The 18335-nt window shown below is 67.7% G+C and carries 14 protein-coding genes; 6 read left to right on the top strand and 8 right to left on the bottom strand.

Annotated features, from left to right (window positions below; translation table 11 throughout):
- Positions 1 to 62: 62 nt before the first annotated feature.
- A complete protein-coding gene (locus tag KDK82_RS03560; protein ID WP_013801125.1) occupies positions 63 to 1397 on the bottom strand; it encodes an MFS transporter in 1335 nt (444 codons plus the stop codon).
- A gap of 203 nt (positions 1398 to 1600) precedes the next feature.
- Between KDK82_RS03560 and KDK82_RS03555 the strand changes: the two genes are divergently transcribed.
- A complete protein-coding gene (locus KDK82_RS03555) occupies positions 1601 to 2143 on the top strand; it encodes an ureidoglycolate lyase (RefSeq protein WP_088164033.1) in 543 nt (180 codons plus the stop codon).
- A gap of 73 nt (positions 2144 to 2216) precedes the next feature.
- Here KDK82_RS03555 and KDK82_RS03550 read toward each other — a convergent pair whose 3' ends face one another.
- From KDK82_RS03550 to KDK82_RS03540, 3 genes are all read right to left on the bottom strand, one after another.
- The gene (locus KDK82_RS03550) at positions 2217 to 3185 is read right to left on the bottom strand and encodes an alpha-E domain-containing protein (RefSeq protein WP_012206877.1); all 969 of its coding nucleotides are present in this window, start codon (positions 3183 to 3185) and stop codon (positions 2217 to 2219) included.
- Positions 3186 to 4655: a circularly permuted type 2 ATP-grasp protein gene (locus tag KDK82_RS03545; RefSeq protein ID WP_012206878.1), complete on the bottom strand. Its 1470-nt coding sequence runs from the start codon at positions 4653 to 4655 to the stop codon at positions 3186 to 3188. It abuts the gene before it with no gap.
- Between the two features lie 143 nt (positions 4656 to 4798).
- Entirely contained in the window at positions 4799 to 7288 is a 2490-nt protein-coding gene (locus tag KDK82_RS03540) for a DNA internalization-related competence protein ComEC/Rec2 (protein ID WP_088164032.1), read from the bottom strand.
- 173 nt (positions 7289 to 7461) lie between these two features.
- Between KDK82_RS03540 and KDK82_RS03535 the strand changes: the two genes are divergently transcribed.
- Entirely contained in the window at positions 7462 to 7920 is a 459-nt protein-coding gene (locus KDK82_RS03535) for a RidA family protein (protein WP_012206880.1), read from the top strand.
- A gap of 43 nt (positions 7921 to 7963) precedes the next feature.
- Here the strand turns inward: KDK82_RS03535 and KDK82_RS03530 are convergent, their stop codons facing one another.
- The 4 genes from KDK82_RS03530 to KDK82_RS03515 all read right to left on the bottom strand — a co-directional run bounded on the left by KDK82_RS03530 (position 7964) and on the right by KDK82_RS03515 (position 15146).
- The gene (locus tag KDK82_RS03530; protein ID WP_088164031.1) at positions 7964 to 9733 is read right to left on the bottom strand and encodes a methyl-accepting chemotaxis protein; all 1770 of its coding nucleotides are present in this window, start codon (positions 9731 to 9733) and stop codon (positions 7964 to 7966) included.
- A gap of 127 nt (positions 9734 to 9860) precedes the next feature.
- Positions 9861 to 12248 (bottom strand): DNA topoisomerase IV subunit A, encoded by a 2388-nt coding sequence (parC, locus tag KDK82_RS03525; RefSeq protein WP_088164030.1) that lies wholly within the window; start codon positions 12246 to 12248, stop codon positions 9861 to 9863.
- Positions 12249 to 12287: 39 nt separating this feature from the next.
- Positions 12288 to 13160, bottom strand: coding sequence for a lytic transglycosylase domain-containing protein (locus KDK82_RS03520; protein ID WP_088164029.1), 873 nt, complete (start codon positions 13158 to 13160; stop codon positions 12288 to 12290).
- A gap of 3 nt (positions 13161 to 13163) precedes the next feature.
- The gene (locus KDK82_RS03515; protein ID WP_012206884.1) at positions 13164 to 15146 is read right to left on the bottom strand and encodes a DNA topoisomerase IV subunit B; all 1983 of its coding nucleotides are present in this window, start codon (positions 15144 to 15146) and stop codon (positions 13164 to 13166) included.
- A 181-nt stretch (positions 15147 to 15327) separates the two neighbouring features.
- Here KDK82_RS03515 and KDK82_RS03510 point away from each other — a divergent pair, with 181 nt between their 5' ends.
- From KDK82_RS03510 to dapA, 4 genes are all read left to right on the top strand, one after another.
- Positions 15328 to 16533 carry an MFS transporter gene (locus KDK82_RS03510; RefSeq protein WP_179217915.1) on the top strand — a complete coding sequence of 402 codons (1206 nt, stop codon included), beginning with the start codon at positions 15328 to 15330 and terminating at the stop codon, positions 16531 to 16533.
- A 13-nt stretch (positions 16534 to 16546) separates the two neighbouring features.
- Positions 16547 to 16696, top strand: a complete 150-nt coding sequence (locus KDK82_RS32595; protein ID WP_179217843.1) for a hypothetical protein — start codon at positions 16547 to 16549, stop codon at positions 16694 to 16696.
- 71 nt (positions 16697 to 16767) lie between these two features.
- Positions 16768 to 17337 carry a bifunctional 2-polyprenyl-6-hydroxyphenol methylase/3-demethylubiquinol 3-O-methyltransferase UbiG gene (locus KDK82_RS03505; RefSeq protein WP_088164028.1) on the top strand — a complete coding sequence of 190 codons (570 nt, stop codon included), beginning with the start codon at positions 16768 to 16770 and terminating at the stop codon, positions 17335 to 17337.
- A gap of 75 nt (positions 17338 to 17412) precedes the next feature.
- Positions 17413 to 18309, top strand: coding sequence for a 4-hydroxy-tetrahydrodipicolinate synthase (gene dapA / locus KDK82_RS03500; protein ID WP_012206888.1), 897 nt, complete (start codon positions 17413 to 17415; stop codon positions 18307 to 18309).
- Positions 18310 to 18335 lie beyond the last annotated feature (26 nt).

Genomic DNA, 18335 nt, shown 5'->3' with positions numbered 1-18335 from the left:
TGGTCGTGTGGTCGTGTGGTCGTGTGGTCGTGTGGTCGTGTGGTCGTGCGGCGTTGGTGCCTCTACTTGTTGACCAGCTTGGCCGGCACCGTATAGGTCAGGAAGGCGCCGAACAGCAGCACGCCGGCCAGCACGAACATGGCGGCATTGGTGCTCTGTGTCGCATCCTTGATGAGGCCGATCATGTAGGGACTGATGAAGCCCGCCAGGTTGGCAAAGGAGTTGATCAGCGCAATGCCGGCTGCCGCACCCGCGCTGGACAGGATGGCCGTGGGCAGGCTCCAGAACAGCGGAGAGGTCGCCAGGCTGCCGCCCGCGGCCAGCGCCAGGGCGGCCAGCGACAGATAGACGTTGCCGCTGAAGATGGCCGACAGCATCAGGCCCGCTGCGCCCACGCAGAACGGCACGATCAGGTGCCAGCGGCGCTCGCGCATGCGGTCCGAACTGCGGCTGACCAGGTTCATGGACACCACGGCCACCGAGAACGGCACGGCCGTCAGCAGGCCGATGTGAAAGGCACCCTCCACGCCCGACTGGCGGATCAGGCTGGGCAGCCAGAACGTGAGGCCGTACTGGCCCATGACGGTGCAAAAGCAGATCAGGGCCATCTTGATGATGCGCGGGTCGGAGAACAGCGCGCGCAGCGTCACATGGCTATCGCTCTTGCTGGCGTTCTCGCGGGCGATGTTGCGCTCCAGCAGGGTCTTTTCCGCCTCGGTCAACCAGCGTGCGGCGCGGATGCCGTTGTCCAGGTACCAGAGCACGGCCAGGCCCAGGATCATCGAGGGGATGGCCTCGAGCAGGAACAGCCACTGCCAGCCGCGCAGCCCCGCCACGCCCTGCATCAGGTCCATGATGCCGCCCGACAGCGGGCCGCCCAGGATGCCCGAGACCGGAATCGCGCACATGAACAGCGCCACCATGCGGGCGCGCCGGTACGACGGAAACCAGTAGGTCATGTACAGGATCATGCCGGGGTAGAAGCCTGCCTCGGCCGCGCCCAGCAGAAAGCGCAGCACGTAGAACTGCGTGGGCGTGCTCACGAACATCATGGCCGCCGAGATCAGGCTCCACATGATCATGATCCGCGAGATGGTGGCCTTGGCGCCTATGCGGTGCATCAGCATGTTGCTGGGCACCTCGAAGAAGAAGTAGCCGATGAAGAACAGCCCCGCACCCAGGCCGTACATGGCCTCGCTGAACTGCAGGTCGGCCAGCATGTGCAGCTTGGCGAAGCCCACGTTCACCCGGTCCAGGTAGGCCGCCACATAGCAGGCCATGATGAAGGGCAGCAGGCGCCAGGCCACCTTGCGGTAGACGGCGGCCTCGGCCGGCGTTTCGCTGGCCAGCGCCGGCGCCGCGCCGGCGACCTCGGCAGATGCGGGAAGAGATGACATCAGGGAGTCCTTGGTTGAGGAGTTGCGACCAACTGGTATTACCGGTATGAAATTACGAAGCGAACGGTACCCCCAGCGCTTTGCCATGTGCACTCGCATTTACCCCAATTCAACGCAAGCAAAACCAATTCCCCGAGGTTTGACAAAAATCCGGTCCAACTGCAAACTGGTATTACCAGTACGAAAACAAGAGGCAAAACTTCGTGAACACCTTGTCAGAGACCCGCCCCGCCAGCCTTTGCCTGCGCGCCCAGCCGCTGACCGCCGAGGCCTTTGCCGAGTTTGGCGAGGTCCTGGACAGCACAGGCCACACACCGCTGCTCATCAACGATGGCATGACCGAGCGTTACCACGCCCTGGCCCGCGTGGACACGGGCGGCAGCGAAGGCCATGGGCTGATCAACCTGTTCCATGCCCGGCCCTATGCGCTGCCCCTGCGGCTGACCAGCATGGAGCGCCACCCCCTGGGCAGCCAGGCCTTCATGCCGCTGGATGCACAGCCCTTCATCGTGGTGGTGGCCCCCCTGGGCGAACAGGTGGCAATCGCCGACCTGCGCGCCTTCATCACCAACGGACGCCAGGGCGTGAACTACCGGCGCGGCGTCTGGCATCACTCGCTGATCGCGTTGAATGCGCCGGCGCGCTTCATCGTGATCGACCGTGGCGGCCCTGGCGACAACTGCGACGTGCTGCCCATCGGCGGCGCCGAGGGCGTTGTGCTGGACCTGGGCAGCGCGCAGGCCTGAATTCGGCCCGCCCCATGAGCCAATGAACAAAGCCGCCCGAGGGCGGCTTTGTGCTGCATGGCGGCCGGCGGACTCAGGCGGGCACCAGAAAGTCCCGGCTGATGCCCTGGCCCAGGTCGTGCACGCGGTCCAGGAACTGCGTGAGATAGGCGTGCAGGCCCGTGGCCAGGATTTCGTCGATGCGCGCATAGCGCAGGTCGGCCAGCAGGCGGCCTGCCTTGCGCTGGGTCTCGCGCGACTGGGCGTTGGCCACGCTTTCCAGGTTGGCCACCACCTCCAGCATGCTGGCCAGCAGCGAGCGCGGCATGTCGCTGCGCAGCATCAGCAGCTCGGCCACGCGCTCAGGCGTGATCACGTCGCGGTAGACCTTGCGGTAGACCTCGAAGGCCGAGACGCTGCGCAGCAGCGCGCTCCAGTGGTAGAAGTCGAACGGCGTGGCTGCCTTGCCCGATGCGCCGTTGCGTGCGCTGCCGTGGTAGTCGCGCTCGATGGCGTGGAACTTCACGTCCAGCAGGCGTGCCGTGTTGTCGGCGCGCTCGATGAAGGTGCCCAGGCGCAGGAAGTGGAAGGCCTCGTCCTGCAGCATGGTGCCCAGCGTCACGCCGCGCGACAGGTGCGAGCGGTGCTTGACCCATTCGAAGAACTGGCCCGGATCGCGCTCCCAGTCGCCCTCGGCCAGCAGGCGCTTGAGCTCCAGCCAGGTCTGGTTCTGGGTCTCCCAGGCCTCGGTGGTCAGGGCGCCGCGCACGGCGCGCGCATTCTCCCGCGCAGCGCGCAGGCAGGAGGCGATGGACGAGGAGTTGCTCTCGTCGCGCACCATGAAGTGCAGCACGGCCTCGCGCTGCACCTCGCCGTGGCGGGCGGCGTAGGAGGGGATCAGCTCGCTGATGGACAGCACGCCCTGCCAGGCCTTGCGCGCCACCTGCGGCGCCTGGGGCAGCATGGAGGTGTCATAGGAGACGTTGAGCATGCGGGCGGTGTTCTCCGCACGCTCCGTGTAGCGGGACATCCAGTACAGATGATCGGCAGTACGGCTGAGCATTCAATGTCCTCCCTCGTTTGACTCACCGGCCCCGAGCACCCAGGTGTCCTTGGTGCCGCCGCCCTGTGATGAATTGACCACCAGCGAGCCCTCCTTGAGCGCCACGCGCGTGAGGCCGCCGGCCACCATGCGCACCTGGTTGCCGCTGAGCACGAAGGGCCGCAAATCGATGTGCCTTGGTGCGATGCCCTGCTCCACCAGGGTGGGGCAGGTGGACAGCGCCAGCGTTGGCTGCGCGATATAGCCGCCGGGATTGGCGATGAGCGCGCGGCGGAAATCCTCGATCTCGCCGCGCGAGGCGGCAGGCCCGATCAGCATCCCGTAGCCACCGGCGCCGTGGACTTCCTTGACCACCAGCTCGTCCAGGTGGTCGAGCACGTAGCGCAGGTCATCGGGCTTGCGGCACAGCCAGGTCGGCACGTTCTGCAGGATGGGTTCCTCGCCCAGGTAGAAGCGGATCATCTCCGGCACATAGGGGTAGACCGATTTGTCATCGGCCACACCCGTGCCCGCTGCATTGCAGATGCTCACGTTGCCGGCACGGTAGGCGCGCATGAGGCCGGGGCAGCCCAGCGTGGAGGTGGGGCGGAAGACTTCGGGGTCGAGAAAATCATCGTCCACGCGCCGGTAGATCACGTCCACGCGCTGTGGGCCGCGCGTGGTGCGCATGTAGACCACGTCCTTGTCCACCACCAGGTCCTGGCCCTCGACCAGCTCCACGCCCATTTGCTGGGCCAGGAAGGCATGCTCGAAGTAGGCGCTGTTGTGCATGCCGGGCGTCAGCACCACCACCGTGGGCTCGGGCGTGCCGGCCGGCGCGCTGGCGCGCAGCGTCTCCAGCAGCATGTCGGGATAGTGGGCCACGGGCTCCACGGGATGGCGCGAGAACAGGTCCGGGAACAGCCGCATCATCATGCGCCGGTTCTCCAGCATGTACGACACGCCCGAGGGCACGCGCAGGTTGTCCTCCAGCACGTAGTACACACCCTCGCCCTGGGCATTGGCGGCGCGCACGATATCGATGCCGGCAATGTGGGCGTAGATGCCGCCCTGCACCGCCAGGCCCCGCATCTCGGGCCGGTACTGGCTGTTGTTCAGCACCAGTTCGCGCGGCACCAGGCCCGCGCGCAGGATCTCCTGGTCGTGATAGACATCGTGCAGGAAGCGGTTGAGCGCCGTCACGCGCTGCACCAGGCCCGCCTGCATTCGCGACCACTCATGTGCGGGAATGACGCGCGGTATCAGGTCGAAGGGGATGAGGCGCTCGTTGCCGGCGCCGCTTTCGTCCTTGTCGCCGTAGACGGCGAACGTGATGCCGACGCGCCGGAAGATGATCTCGGCCTCGGCGCTGCGCGCTCGCAGCGTCTGTTCGGACTGGCGCGCAAGCCATTGCGCGTAGTCCTTGTAGTGCAGGCGCACATCGCTGCCGTCGAACGGCGTCATCGTGTACATCTCGTCAAATGGATGCATTCGTCACCTCCTGTCGCTGCATGTGTACGGGGTCTAGCAAGCTACGGGCCAGCCCTCGTATCGCACCAGTGTAGCGATAGGTAACCTCAATCCGGACAAGCGGTATCCAGCATATGCATCCTGCTCCGCCATCGGCGCACGCCCTATCCGCCCTGCCCCTGCGTGACGTGCACATCCCAATAGCGGCGCGCCCTTTCCCGCTCGCAGACCAGGTGCACGGGGTCCGAAGAGCGCCAGTGCGCCGCGCCGCAGCGGGCCGACTGCACCACGCCGGCGCCATGGGCCTCATAGCGGCGCACCACCTCGGGGACAGGATGGCCATAACGGCTGCGATATCCCGCCTGCACCATGGCCCAGCGCGGTGCCAGGGCCTGCACCAAGGCGGTGCTCGATGAAGTGCGGCTGCCGTGGTGGGGCACCAGCAGCCACTGCACGGGCGTGAGGGCGCCGGCCCTTGCCAGTGACCGCTCCTGCCCAGCCTCGATGTCACCGGCCAGCAATGCCTGCACGCCAGATGCCGAGCGCAGCAACAGCACGCAGCTGCCCGCATTGGCATGGGCCAGCGCCCGTGCGGAGGGCAACCGTTCGCCGGCAGACGGATGCAGCACCTCCAGCCGCACGCCATCCCATTCCCAGTGCTGGCCCGCCTGGCAGCGGCGCACAGCGCCCAGGCCGGCCAGCGCAGGGTCAAGGATCACGGAATCCGACCCCCAGACCTCCGCCTGCGGCTGCGCGGCATGCACGGCCAATGCACCGCCCGTGTGGTCATTGTCGCGGTGGCTGAGCCACAGGGCATCCAGCCTCAGACCCAGAGCCTGCAGCAGCGGCACCAGCACCCGGTCGCCGGCATTGCTGTCCAGGCCGTACTGCGGCCCCGTGTCATACAGCAGGCTGTGCCGCGCCGTGCGCACCAGCACGGCATTGCCCTGGCCTATGTCCACGGCCATCAGGTCGAACTCGCCATGCGCCGGTGATGGCGACGGCCACCACAGGGCCGGCAGGCACATGGCCAGGCCCCAGCAGCGCCATCCGGCAGGCACCGGAGCCACCAGCGCCAGGCCACCGCACAGCGCAGCCAGCCCTGCCCACAGCGGCGGCTGCGGCAGTTGCACCACGGCCCATGCCCACTGGTCCAGCCATTGCAGCAGCTCCAGCAGCGGGGCCAGCGCCAGCGCCGCGCCTGTCCACAAGGGCGGCCACAAGGCCCCCAGCAGGGCCAGCGGCGTGACCACGAAGGTCACCCAGGGAATGGCCGCCAGATTGGCCAGCAGGCCCGACAGCGACAGCTGGCCGAACAGCATCAGGCCCAGCGGCGCCAGCGCCAGCGAGATGCGCCATTGCTCGCCCCACAAGGCCAGCGCACGGGCAGGCAGCGAAGGCCGCTGCGCGCCCTGCATGCGCGCATCGGTGGCCAGCAGCACGCCCACGGCCACAAAGCTCAGCCAGAAGCCAGCCTGCCACAGGGCCCAGGGGTCCAGCACCACGACCACGGCCAGCGCCAGGCACCACACGGCGGGCCAGGGCCAGCGCAGTCCGGCGCCGCGCAACGCAGCCACGCTGGCCAGCATGCAGACGGTGCGCTGCGCCGGCAGTCCCCAGCCGCTGAACAGCGCATAGCCGCCCGCCAGCAGCACGCCGGCCAGCAGGGCCGCCTGCGGCGCCGGGCACCACAGGCAGGCCCGTGCGCTGCAGCGCCACAGCCGCCCCACCACCAGTGCTGCCAGCCAGGCGAACAAGGTGATGTGCAGGCCGGAAATGCTCATCAGATGGGCCACGCCGGTATGCCGGAACAGCGCCCAGTCATCCCGCGCAATGGCCTGCTGATCACCCATGGCCAGGGCGGCCACCACACCCAGCATGCGCGGCGCATGGGCAGGGTCCAGGCCGATGCGCTGCAGGGATGCCGCAAGCGCGGCTGTGCGACCCAAGATGGCATCGCGCATCTGCTGGCGCCAGCGCTGCAGGGCATGGCTGCCGGTGTCGGCCAGTTGGCGTGCAGCGGGCTGTTCGCGCACATGGCCCGTGGCCTGCACGCCCTGCTCCCACTGCCACAGCTCATAGTCGAAACCATGGGGATTGCGCGCGCCATGCGGGCGCTTGAGCCGCACGGTCAGCGCCCAGCGCTGGCCAGGTCGCAGATCGGGCAGCATGGCAACACCCCTGGACTGCCGGCCCCGGGGGGCGTACCAGGACAGTTCGATCAGTGCAGGAAACGGCGCCAAGACCTCTTCGCTGCCGACGATCCGAGCCTGCTCCACCTCCATGCGCCAGCGCATGCCCTGGGCCATGTTCTGGGGAAGCGATGCCACGACGCCGACGATGCGCAGGTCACGCCCCTCCAACGGCGGAGACAGCGACTGGCCCGCAAAGTCCTGGGCCCGCCAGCCGGTCAACCCGCCCACCAGCAAGGCAGCGCAGACAGCGGCCCACAGGCGGTGCACACCACGGCCGCGCCGGCCTGCCCATGCCCTCCATGCCAGGCCTGCCAGCCCCATGCCCGCCAAGAGCAGATACATCCACAGCGGCCACAGGCGCGGCTGCGTGACCTGCCAGGCCGCACCGGCCACGCAGCCGAGCAGCAGGGGCGTCCAGGAAGACGGCGAGAGGGTTTGGGCAGGTGCCGCAGGGTGCATCCACACATGCTAGGAGCGGATGCCGCGCAGCCACCATGCACCGCCTCGGATTCAGACAACAATCAGACTGACGGAAGCCCAGGCCCTGACATGCCAGGGTGCAAGGGGCTGTGTCACACTGTCCGCCACCCCGGCACTGGTGCCGGATTTTTCTTGTCTCGAAGGAATCAACGATGAGCGTTTACGAACAACTGAAGGCCCTGAACATCGAACTGCCGTCGCCTGCCATCCCGGCGGCGGCCTACGTGCCCTATGTGCAGACGGGCAATCTGGTGTTCCTGAGCGGCCATATCGCGCGCAAGGACGGCAAGGTGTGGGCCGGCCAGCTGGGCCGTGATCTGCAGACTGCCGACGGCCAGCAGGCCGCGCGCGCCATCGCCATCGACCTGATGGGCACGCTCCAGCATGCCGCCGGCGGCGACCTGGGCCGCGTGCGCCGCATCGTCAAGCTGATGTGCCTGGTCAACTCCACGGGCGACTACACCGAGCAGCACCTGGTGGCCAACGGCTGCAGCGAGCTGCTGGGCCAGGTCTTCGGCGATGCCGGCACGCATGCGCGCAGCGCCTTCGGCGTGGCCCAGATCCCGCTGGGCTCCTGCGTGGAAATCGAGCTGATCGCCGAACTGGCCTGATCGGCAGCATGCCGCCGCACGGCGCCGCCGTGCTCGCAGGCGGCTAGAAACTCTCCCATTGGCCATCCTCGGCTGCCGGTGCGGCAGGCCGGGGCGCCGAAGCCAGCTTGGGCGCCGCCGCCCTTGCTGCGGCAGGCCGCGCGGCAACCGGCCCGACAGCCGCAGGCGCCACGGCTGCTGCCGGCCGCCTTGGCGCTGTGGCCGCGCTGTGCGCAGTGCGCGCCGCCGACGCAGCCTGCCTTGCGAGCGTCGTCGGCGAAGGCGCCAGGTGCGCCACCTTGAACACCGCCACCGTCCGCGACAATTGCTCGGCCTGCTCTCGCAGGCTTTGCGCCGCGGCTGCGCTTTGCTCGACCAGGGCCGCGTTCTGCTGCGTCATCTGGTCCAGCTGTCCCACGGCCTGGTTGACCTGGGCCACGCCCGCGCTTTGCTCCGAAGAGGCCGCCGTGATCTCGCCGATGGTGTCGGCCACGCGCTGCACGGACTGCACGATGCCCTCCATGGTGGTGCCGGCATCGCCCACCAGGCGGGCGCCGTCCTCCACCCGCTCCACCGAGGCGCCGATGAGCTGGCGGATTTCCTTGGCAGCCGCCGCGCTGCGCTGTGCCAGCGTGCGCACCTCGCTCGCCACCACGGCAAAGCCCCGGCCCTGCTCTCCGGCGCGGGCCGCTTCCACGGCGGCATTCAGCGCCAGGATATTGGTCTGGAAGGCAATGGAGTCGATGACGCCCACGATGTCGGCAATCTGCCGGCTGCTGTCGTTGATGCCCTTCATGGTCTCGACCACCCGGGCCACGACCTCGCCGCCGCGCTGCGCCACCTGTGACGCACCCGCCGCCAGGCTGCTGGCCTGCTGCGCACTGCTGGCACTTTGCTGCAGCGTGCTGGTGAACTGCTCCATGGCGGCAGCCGTCTCCTGCAGGTTGCTGGAGGTCTGCTCGGTGCGCACGGACAGGTCCTGGTTGCCGGTGGCGATCTCGGCGCTGGCGATGGCGATGCTGTCCGTGCTCTGGCGCACCTGCTGCACCATGCCCGACAGCGATTCGCTCATGGCCTGCAGCGAGCGCAGCAGGTCGCCGAATTCATCAGCACGCTGTGCCTGTCCCTGCACGCCTGCGCTCAGGTCGCCTGCGGCAATGCGTTCGGCCAGTTCGCTGGCCTCGGCCAGGGGCCGGCGGATGCTGGCAATCAGGAAATGGGCGCCGATGACGATGCCCAGCAGCAGCAGGCCCACGGCCGCAGCGGCAAAGCCCACAGTGAGCCTGCGCGAGGCGGCCATCTCTTCCTGGCTGCTGCGCACCACCTGCTCCTGCATCTGCACGAAGTCGCGCAGCGACTGCAGATAGGCATCCACGGCAGGGTTGTAGGACTGCTTGACCAGGACCAACGCCTGCTCCTGCCGGCCATCGGCCTTGAGCTGGCGTGCCTGGGCACGCAGTTCGATCATGGTCTTGCGGGCTGCCGCAATCCTGGCCATCTGCGCCTTGTCTGCGTCGGACAGGGGCATGGCTTCCAGTGATTTCTGCACCTCGGTGATCCGCGCCGAGGTGGCGGAGATCACGTCCTTGAACTCGGCCTCGACGGCGGCATCACTACTGACCACCACGGCCTGGGTACGGGCTGCGTTGGTTTCGGTCAGCCCCATCCAACGCACGGCGGCCTGGACCCGCGCCTGCATCTCCTGGGTCACCGCCTCGGACCGGGCCTGGACCTGGGCCGAGCGATAGCCCGACAAGCCGACCACGCCCACCAGCGCCACCACGATGGCGGCCACTGCAAGCCACAGCTTGTGTGCCATGCGAAGTCGCAGCATATCCAGTCTCCCTCATTTTGGAAGACTCCATGTTGAGGCCTGCAGCAGGGCACGGAGGCCGGAAAAACCCAGAGAAAACCCCTGATCCGCCCCTTTCGCGGAGGGCATTGCAGGGGCGGCCGCGCTCTTACTCCACGCGCGTCACGCTTTGCGGCTTGAAGCCCAGGTCGGCCGACTTGCCCTTGCGGCCGCGCGTGCCACGGGCATTGTTGAGACTGCGGATCTCCAGCGTCTCGCTGCGCTCCTTGCCGCCGCGGCCCACGCCATCGATGCGGATGCTGCGCGTGTAGGCGGCAGCGCCCGCCAGCGTGTCCTTGTCCTCCAGATCGAGCAGCATCAGCCCGCGACCGCCCTTGGCCATGTGCTTGAGGCTGGCGATCTCGAAGGTGAGGATGCGGCCGCCCGTGGAAGCGCAGATCACATGCGTGGCCGGCAGCAGCAGGCCCGCGCCCTGCTCACCTTCCTGCGGCTCGGCACGTGCGCCCATGGGCACGCCGTAGGCCGTGGACGGGGCGCACAGCGTCTCGCCGTCGGCCAGCGTGACGAAGGCCTTGCCCGCCTTCTGGCGCGAGACCATGTCGCTCACCATGGCCACGAAGCCGTAGCCACCCGACCCCGACAGCAGCAGCGCCGTGCCCTCGGCACCGGCGAAGTAGTACAGGATCTGGGTGCCGGCCTCCAGCTCGATGAGCGTGGTCACGGGCTGGCCATCGCCGCGCCCGCCGGGCAGTTGGGCCACCGGCACCGAATAGATGCGGCCGTTGCTGCCAAAGGCCAGCAACTGGTCCACGGTGCGGCACTCGAAGGTGCCGTGCAGGCTGTCGCCGGCCTTGAAGCTCAGCGTGCCCGCATCGACGCCATGGCCCTGGCGCGTGCGCACCCAGCCCTTGTCCGAGATGATGACCGTGGTGGGTTCATTGACCACCTTGACTTCGGCGACGACCTTCTTTTCCTCCTGGATCAGTGTGCGGCGCGCATCGGCGAACTGCTTGGCATCGGCCTCGATCTCCTTGCAGATCAGGCGGCGCATGGTGCTTTCGCTGCCCAGGATGTCTTCGAGCTTGCCTTGCTCCGTGCGCAGCTCCTTGAGTTCCTGCTCGATCTTGATGGCTTCCAGCCGCGCCAGCTGGCGCAGGCGGATTTCCAGAATGTCATCGGCCTGGCGCTCGGACAGCGCAAAGGCATCGATCAGCGCCTGCCTGGGCTCGTCGCTGGCCCGGATGATGGCGATGACCTTGTCGATGTTCAGCAGCACGGCCTGGCGGCCTTCGAGGATGTGGATGCGGTCCAGCACCTTGGCCAGCCGGTGCTGGCTGCGCCGCGTGACCGTGGTCTGGCGGAAGGCGATCCATTCCTCGAGCATCAGGCGCAGGCTTTTCTGCACGGGGCGGCCATCGAGGCCGATCATGGTCAGGTTGATGGAGCTGGACGACTCCAGGCTGGTATGCGCCAGCAGCGCCGTGATCAGTTCCTGCTGCGGCACCTTGCCGGTCTTGGGCTCGAAGACCAGGCGCACCGGCGCATCCTTGCTGGACTCGTCGCGCACGCCGTCGAGCACGGCCAGCATGCTGGCCTTGAGCTGGGTCTGTTCCTGGCTCAAGGCCTTCTTGCCGGTCTTGACCTTGGGATTGGTGATGTCCTCGATCTCTTCGAGCACCTTCTGCGCCGAGACGCCGGGCGGCAGCTCGGTCACCACGATCTGCCACTGGCCGCGCGCCAGCTCCTCGATTTTCCAGCGCGCGCGCAGCTTGAGGCTGCCACGGCCCGTGCGATAGGCGTCCTGGATGTCGGAGGCGCTGCTGATGATCTGCCCGCCACCCGGATAGTCGGGGCCGGGGATGATCTGGAACAGTTCCTCGTCGCTGAGCTGGGGCCGCTTGATCAGGGCCACGCAGGCGTCGGCCACCTCGCGCAGGTTGTGGCTGGGGATTTCCGTGGCCAGGCCCACGGCAATGCCGCTGGCGCCATTGAGCAGGGCGAACGGCAGGCGCGCGGGCAGTTGCTGCGGCTCCTGCGTGCTGCCGTCGTAGTTGGGCACGAAGTCCACCGTGCCCATGTCGATCTCGTCGAGCAGCAGGCCCGTGATCTTGGACAGGCGCGCCTCGGTGTAGCGCATGGCGGCTGCGCCGTCGCCGTCGCGGCTGCCGAAGTTGCCTTGGCCATCGACCAGCGGATAGCGCTGGTTGAAGTCCTGCGCCATGCGCACCAGCGCGTCGTAGGCCGACTGGTCGCCGTGCGGGTGAAAGCGGCCCAGCACATCGCCGACCACGCGTGCGCTCTTGACGGGCTTGGCTGCCGTGTTGTGGTTGGGACCGCTGTAGCTCAGGCCCATGCGGTCCATGGCGTACAGAATGCGCCGCTGCACGGGCTTGAGGCCGTCGGTCACATCGGGCAGTGCCCGGCCCTTGACCACGGACAGTGCGTATTCGAGATAGGCCCGTTGCGCGTACTGGCCCAGGTCCAGTGCATCGCCGGCCGCCTGTTGTGCCAGATCCAGAGAGGTTTGGTCGCTCATGAAGAAATTCGTGATCTCAAAAAATGCAATGAATGCCGCTCATTGCGGCGTGGGCAGTCCTGTGGGCAGCGTCATGCGCACCCGGGGTGTGGTGCCCGGCAACGCCGCTGCTGCAGGCGCTGCAGGGCCCGCGCGCTCGCGCCCGCCCTGCAGCTGCTCGTAGATGCCGAGCACGGCCTTCACGTAATTGCGGGTTTCCTGGAAGGGAGGGATGGCCTGGCCCGCGCGCCGCACGGCGCCCTCGCCTGCGTTGTAGGCGGCCAGCACCAGGTCCAGCCGGCCGGGGAACAGCCCCATCAGATGGTTGAGGTAGCGCGCGCCGGCCGGCACGTTGACGGCCGGATCGGCCAGTTGCTGCTGCACGCTGCGCTGGCGGCTGGCCTCCACGCCGAAGCGCTGGGCCGTGGCCGGCATCAGCTGCATCAGGCCGACCGCCCCCTTGGGCGAGATGGCCTGCGCGTCAAAGCCCGACTCGACGGCGATCACGGCCTTGAGCAGGTCGTAGTCCACGCCCGTGCGGTCCGCCGCCTTGCGCAGATGGCCGCGCACGCTCTTGTAGCGCGGCGAGATGTCGAAGAAGCTTTGCAGCCGCGTATGCGCCTGCAGCCTGCGGCCGGCATCGCCGCTGCCGTCAGCGTCGGCAGCGGCCTCGGCCTGCACCATCGGGGGCTTGAGCCCCTGCTCGGTGCTGTCATAGACCGAGCCGCGAAAGTACAGCCTGTAGCGCTCGTCCAGCGCCTCTGCAGCGAAGTGCGTGATGCCGCGCTCGTCCACGAAGGCCCAGAGATCGGCATGCGCCGGCCGTGCCAGCCCCCACAGCGCCAGGGCCAGGCCCAGCGCCGCCAGCGCGCGCACCCCGGCGCCGCGCGCCAGGTGCGGGCGGTGCTTCAGGGCGGCGCGGAGCACAGTCATGGGTCAGATGTCGACTTCAATGGCGTCGCCATGGAGCTCCATGAGCTCGCGGCGCGCTGCGGCCTCGCCCTTGCCCATGAGCTTGGTGACGACCTGCTCGGCCGCCGCGAAGTCCAGGTTCATGAACTGCACGGGCAGCAGGCGACGCGTGTCGGGGTTGAGCGTGGTCTCCCACAGCTGCTCCGCATTCATCTCGCCCAGGCCCTTGAAGCGGCTGATCTGGCATTTCTCGCGCGGCACGCCGTCCTTGGCCGATTTGTCCAGGATGGCGGTCAGCTCGCCCTCGTCCAGCGCGTACATCTTGGCCGCAGGCTTCTTGCCGCGCGCAGGCACGTCCACACGGAACAGCGGCGGCAGCGCCACATGGATGTGGCCGGCCTCAATGAGCTTGGGGAAATGGCGGAAGAACAGCGTCAGCAGCAGCACCTGGATGTGCGAGCCATCCACGTCGGCATCCGAAAGAATGCAGACCTTGCCATAGCGCAGGCCCGACAGGTCGGGCGTGTCGTTGGGGCCATGCGGGTCCACGCCGATGGCCACCGAGATGTCATGGATTTCGTTGTTGGCGAACAGCCGGTCGCGGTCCACCTCCCAGGTGTTGAGCACCTTGCCGCGCAGGGGCAGCACGGCCTGGGTTTCCTTGTTGCGGCCCATCTTGGCGCTGCCGCCGGCCGAGTCGCCCTCGACCAGGAAGACCTCGTTCAGGCTCAGGTCGCGGCTTTCGCAATCGGTGAGCTTGCCCGGCAGCACGGCCACGCCCGAGCCCTTGCGCTTTTCGACCTTCTGGCCCGCCTTCTGGCGGGTCTGCGCGGCCTTGATGGCGATCTCGGCCAGCTTGCGGCCCCATTCCACGTGCTCGTTGAGCCACAGCTCCAGCGCGGGGCGCACATAGCCGCTGACCAGGCGCACGGCATCGCGCGAGTTCAGGCGCTCCTTGATCTGGCCCTGGAACTGCGGGTCCAGCACCTTGGCGTTGAGCACATAGCTGGCGCGCGCAAAGACGTCGTCCGGCATGAGCTTGACGCCCTTGGGCAGCAGCGAGTGCATCTCGATGAAGGCCTTGACCGCCTGGAACAGGCCGTCGCGCAGGCCGCTGTCATGCGTGCCGCCGGCGGTGGTCGGGATCAGGTTGACATAGCTTTCGCGCAGCGGTGCGCCGTCCTCGGTGAAGGCCACGCACCAGGCGGCGCCCTCGCCTTCGGCAAAGCTGTCGTGGTGGCGGTCGGCAAAGCCCTCGCCCTCGAACAGGGGGATGACCGCCTCGCCATGCAGGCTTTGCTGCAGGTAGTCGCGCAGGCCGCCCTTGAACTGCCAGGTCTGGGTGTCGCGCGTCTTCTCGTTGACCAGGGTCACAGACACGCCGGGCATGAGCACGGCCTTGCTGCGCAGCAGGTGCATCAGCTCGCCCATGGGCAGCTGGGGCGATTCGAAATAGCGGGCATCGGGCCACACGCGCACGGTCGTGCCCTGCTTGCGTTCGCCCGCGGCCAGCGGCCGCGACTGCAGGGGCTCGACCACGTCGCCGCCCGAGAAGGCGATGGTGGCCACCTTGCCCTCGCGGTGGATGCAGGCCTCAAGCCGCGTGGCCAGTGCATTCGTGACCGAGACGCCCACGCCGTGCAGGCCCCCCGAGAAGCTGTAGGCGCCGCCCTTGCCCTTGTCGAACTTGCCGCCCGCATGCAGCCGCGTGAAGACCAGCTCCACCACGGGCGCCTTTTCCTCGGGATGCATGCCGAAGGGGATGCCCCGGCCGTCGTCTTCGACGCTGTAGGAGCCGTCGGAATGCAGGGTAAAGCGGATTTTCTTGCCGAAGCCGGCCAGTGCCTCGTCGGCCGCGTTGTCGATCACCTCCTGCAGCACGTGCAGGGGGTTGTCGGTGCGCGTGTACATGCCGGGACGCTGCTTGACGGGCTCAAGGCCCTTGAGCACGCGTATCGAGCCTTCGGAGTATTCGCTGGCGGAAGTGGGAGATGGTTTGACTGCCATGGGGGCGGATTGTAGTGCGCGGCCCGGCTCAGTGCTGGATGCATTCACAGTCATTGACAGTGACTATCCCGAAAAAGCCGCCGCCATCAAGGGCCGCGCTGGCGCATGGGCGACCCAAGCGGCACAGCGCAAAACCCGGAGTTTCGCTAAAGTTTGCCGCATGCAAAAAAACAACCAACCCATGTCCATGGTGCAGATACTGCTGTGCGGGGGCGCAGTCGTGACGCTGTCCATGGGAATCCGCCACGGCTTCGGCCTGTGGCTACAGCCCATCACCCAGGAGATGGGCTGGACGCGCGAGTCCTTCGCGCTGGCCATCGCCATCCAGAACCTGTCCTGGGGCGTGCTCGGCATCTTCGGCGGCATGCTGGCCGATCGCTTCGGCGCCTTCCGCGTGCTCCTGGTGGGCGCGCTGCTGTATGCGCTGGGCCTGGCCGGCATGGCCATGGCGCCCACGACAACCTGGTTCGCCCTGACGGCCGGCGTGGTGATCGGCGCAGCGCAGGCAGGCACCACCTATGCCGTGATCTACGGTGTGCTGGGCCGCCAGATTCCCGTGGCGCGGCGCAGCTGGGCCATGGGCGTGACGGCGGCGGCGGGCTCCTTCGGCCAGTTCTTCATGGTGCCCGTGGAAGGCAGCCTGATCTCGAACTTCGGCTGGTCCAACGCCCTGCTGCTGCTGTCGCTGTGCGCGCTGATGATCATTCCGCTGGCCTTCGGCCTGCGCGAGCCCGGCTTCCAGCCCGGCAACGCCCGTCCCGTGCGCGACCAGAGCGCGGGCCAGGCCGTCGCCGAAGCGCTGCGCACGCCCAGCTTCGTGCTGCTGACGGCCGGCTACTTCGTCTGCGGCTTCCAGGTGATGTTCATCGGCGTGCACATGCCCAGCTACCTCAAGGACTACGGCCTGGCACCGCAGGTGGCCAGCATCTCGCTGGCGCTGGTGGGGCTGTTCAACATCGTTGGCACCTACGTGGCCGGCAACCTGGGCCAGCGCCTGCCCAAGCGCTACCTGCTGTCCACCATCTACTTCACGCGCTCGGTGGTGATCGTGCTCTTCCTGCTGGCGCCGCTGACGCCCTGGTCGGTCTACATCTTCTCTGCCGCCATGGGCCTGCTGTGGCTGTCCACCGTGCCGCTGACCAATGCCACCGTGGCACAGATCTTCGGCGTGCAGCATCTGTCCATGTTGAGCGGCATGGTGTTCTTCAGCCACCAGGTGGGCAGCTTCCTGGGCGTCTGGCTGGGCGGCTATCTCTATGACCACACGGGCAGCTACCAGGTGGTCTGGTACCTCGCCATCGGCCTGGGCGTGGCCGCCGGCCTGCTGAACCTGCCCATCCGCGAAGCCCCCGTGGCACGGTTGCGCGCGGCCCAGGCCGCTGCCTGAGATGACGACATCCATGACGACATCCACCAAGCCCCGCCCACGCATCCTGCGCAGGCTGGCGCTGTGGGCCGCCGTGCTGCTGGTGCTGGGTCTGGTCTTCATGCTCTACCTGCAGCCGCAGTTCATGCTGGGCATGGCAGACCAGATCTGGGCCTGCTTCTGAAATGGAAGCGGCAGCTGCGAAGGCCTGCCGGCACAATGTCGGCCGCTTTCACTTTATTTCCAAAATTGCACATGCACGCAGCCAAGCCGCCCTCGCCCTGGATCCAACGCTGGTCACACCTTCTGGCGCCCCAGGCCTCGGTGCTTGACGTGGCCTGCGGCCCCGGCCGGCACATGCGCTGGTTCCATGCGCGTGGCCACGCCGTCACCGGCGTGGACCGCGACGCCCAGGCCCTGGCCGGCCTGCAGGGCGTGGGCGAGCTGCTGTGCGCCGACATCGAAAACGGCCCCTGGCCCCTGCCCGGCCGGCAGTTCGGCGCCGTGGTCGTGACCCACTATTTGTGGCGCCCGCTGTGGCCGGCACTGCTGGACAGCGTGGCCCCCGGCGGCGTGCTGCTGTACGAAACCTTTGCCCAGGGCAACGAGGCTTTCGGCAAGCCTTCCCGCCCCGATTTCCTGCTGGCGCCCGGCGAGCTGCTGCAGGCCTGCGCGGGCTGGCACATCGTGGCCTACGAGCACGGCCAGCTGGGCGAGCCCGATCGCATGGTCCAGCGCATTGCGGCACTGCTCCCCGATGCAACAGGCCGGGAACCCGTGGCCATGCTGGCGCATCAGAAGGCGTCAGGCTCTGCAATCGCCTGAATCCCTACAGGCGCCCGCCTTGGGCCTGCCTCCGACACTCGTTAGAATGATCCTTTCCCGTTTTTTCTTGCGGACATGACATCCTCCTCCGTCGCTCTCACTGGCAGCATCGTTGCCCTCATCACGCCCATGCACGAGGACGGTAGTGTTGACTACCCGGCGCTGCGAAAACTCATCGATTGGCATGTGGCCGAAGGCACGGACTGCATCGGCGTGGTGGGAACGACAGGTGAATCCCCCACCGTCAACGTGGAGGAGCACTGCGAAATCATCCGCGTGTCCGTCGAGCAGGCTGCGGGCCGCGTGCCCGTGATGGCCGGCTGCGGCGCCAACAGCACGCACGAAGCCATCGAGCTGGCCCGCTACGCCAAGAAGGTCGGCGCCGACAGCCAGCTGCAGGTCGTGCCCTACTACAACAAGCCCACGCAGGAAGGCCAGTACCAGCACTTCAAGGCGATTGCCGAAGCGGTGGGCGACCTGCCGGTGGTGCTCTACAACGTGCCCGGCCGCTCCGTGGCCGACATGCAGCACGACACCGTGCTGCGCCTGGCGCAGATCCCTGCCATCATCGGCATCAAGGAAGCCACGGGCAACATCGAGCGCGCCCAATGGCTGATCCGTGAAGTGCCCAAGGACTTCGGCGTGTACTCCGGCGATGACCCGACCGCTGTAGCCCTGATGCTGTGTGGTGGCCATGGCAACATCAGCGTCACGGCCAACGTGGCACCGCGCCTGATGAGCGATCTGTGCAAGGCGGCCCTGGCCGGCGATGTGCGCACCGCCATGGACATCCAGCTGCGCCTGATGCCCGTGCACAAGAACCTCTTCGTCGAGGCCAACCCCATTCCCGTCAAGTGGGCCGCAGCACGCCTGGGCCTGTGCGGCCCGGCCATGCGCCTGCCGATGACACCTCTGAGCAAGAACCTGGAAGCCACCGTGGAAGCCGCCCTGGGCTCCGCTGGCCTGCTGTGAGGCGCCCCGCCCCACCGACCGAACGC

Origin of the sequence: Delftia sp. K82 (genome assembly GCF_002193035.1) — a bacterium.
Classification (GTDB): domain Bacteria; phylum Pseudomonadota; class Gammaproteobacteria; order Burkholderiales; family Burkholderiaceae_C; genus Comamonas; species Comamonas acidovorans.
The sequence above is the reverse complement of the archived record's forward strand: the minus strand, read 5'-3'. Positions and strand labels throughout refer to the sequence as shown.

Bases quoted from the DNA above. Each gene is read 5' to 3' on its own strand.
- KDK82_RS03560 (WP_013801125.1), bottom strand. From the start codon at position 1,397: ATGTCATCTCTTCCCGCATCTGCCGAGGTCGCCGGCGCGGCGCCGGCG.
- KDK82_RS03550 (WP_012206877.1), bottom strand. From the start codon at position 3,185: ATGCTCAGCCGTACTGCCGATCATCTGTACTGGATGTCCCGCTACACG.
- KDK82_RS03545 (WP_012206878.1), bottom strand. From the start codon at position 4,655: ATGCATCCATTTGACGAGATGTACACGATGACGCCGTTCGACGGCAGC.
- KDK82_RS03540 (WP_088164032.1), bottom strand. From the start codon at position 7,288: ATGCACCCTGCGGCACCTGCCCAAACCCTCTCGCCGTCTTCCTGGACG.
- KDK82_RS03535 (WP_012206880.1), top strand. From the start codon at position 7,462: ATGAGCGTTTACGAACAACTGAAGGCCCTGAACATCGAACTGCCGTCG.
- KDK82_RS03530 (WP_088164031.1), bottom strand. From the start codon at position 9,733: ATGCTGCGACTTCGCATGGCACACAAGCTGTGGCTTGCAGTGGCCGCC.
- parC (WP_088164030.1), bottom strand. From the start codon at position 12,248: ATGAGCGACCAAACCTCTCTGGATCTGGCACAACAGGCGGCCGGCGAT.
- KDK82_RS03520 (WP_088164029.1), bottom strand. From the start codon at position 13,160: ATGACTGTGCTCCGCGCCGCCCTGAAGCACCGCCCGCACCTGGCGCGC.
- KDK82_RS03515 (WP_012206884.1), bottom strand. From the start codon at position 15,146: ATGGCAGTCAAACCATCTCCCACTTCCGCCAGCGAATACTCCGAAGGC.
- KDK82_RS03510 (WP_179217915.1), top strand. From the start codon at position 15,328: ATGTCCATGGTGCAGATACTGCTGTGCGGGGGCGCAGTCGTGACGCTG.
- KDK82_RS32595 (WP_179217843.1), top strand. From the start codon at position 16,547: ATGACGACATCCACCAAGCCCCGCCCACGCATCCTGCGCAGGCTGGCG.
- KDK82_RS03505 (WP_088164028.1), top strand. From the start codon at position 16,768: ATGCACGCAGCCAAGCCGCCCTCGCCCTGGATCCAACGCTGGTCACAC.
- dapA (WP_012206888.1), top strand. From the start codon at position 17,413: ATGACATCCTCCTCCGTCGCTCTCACTGGCAGCATCGTTGCCCTCATC.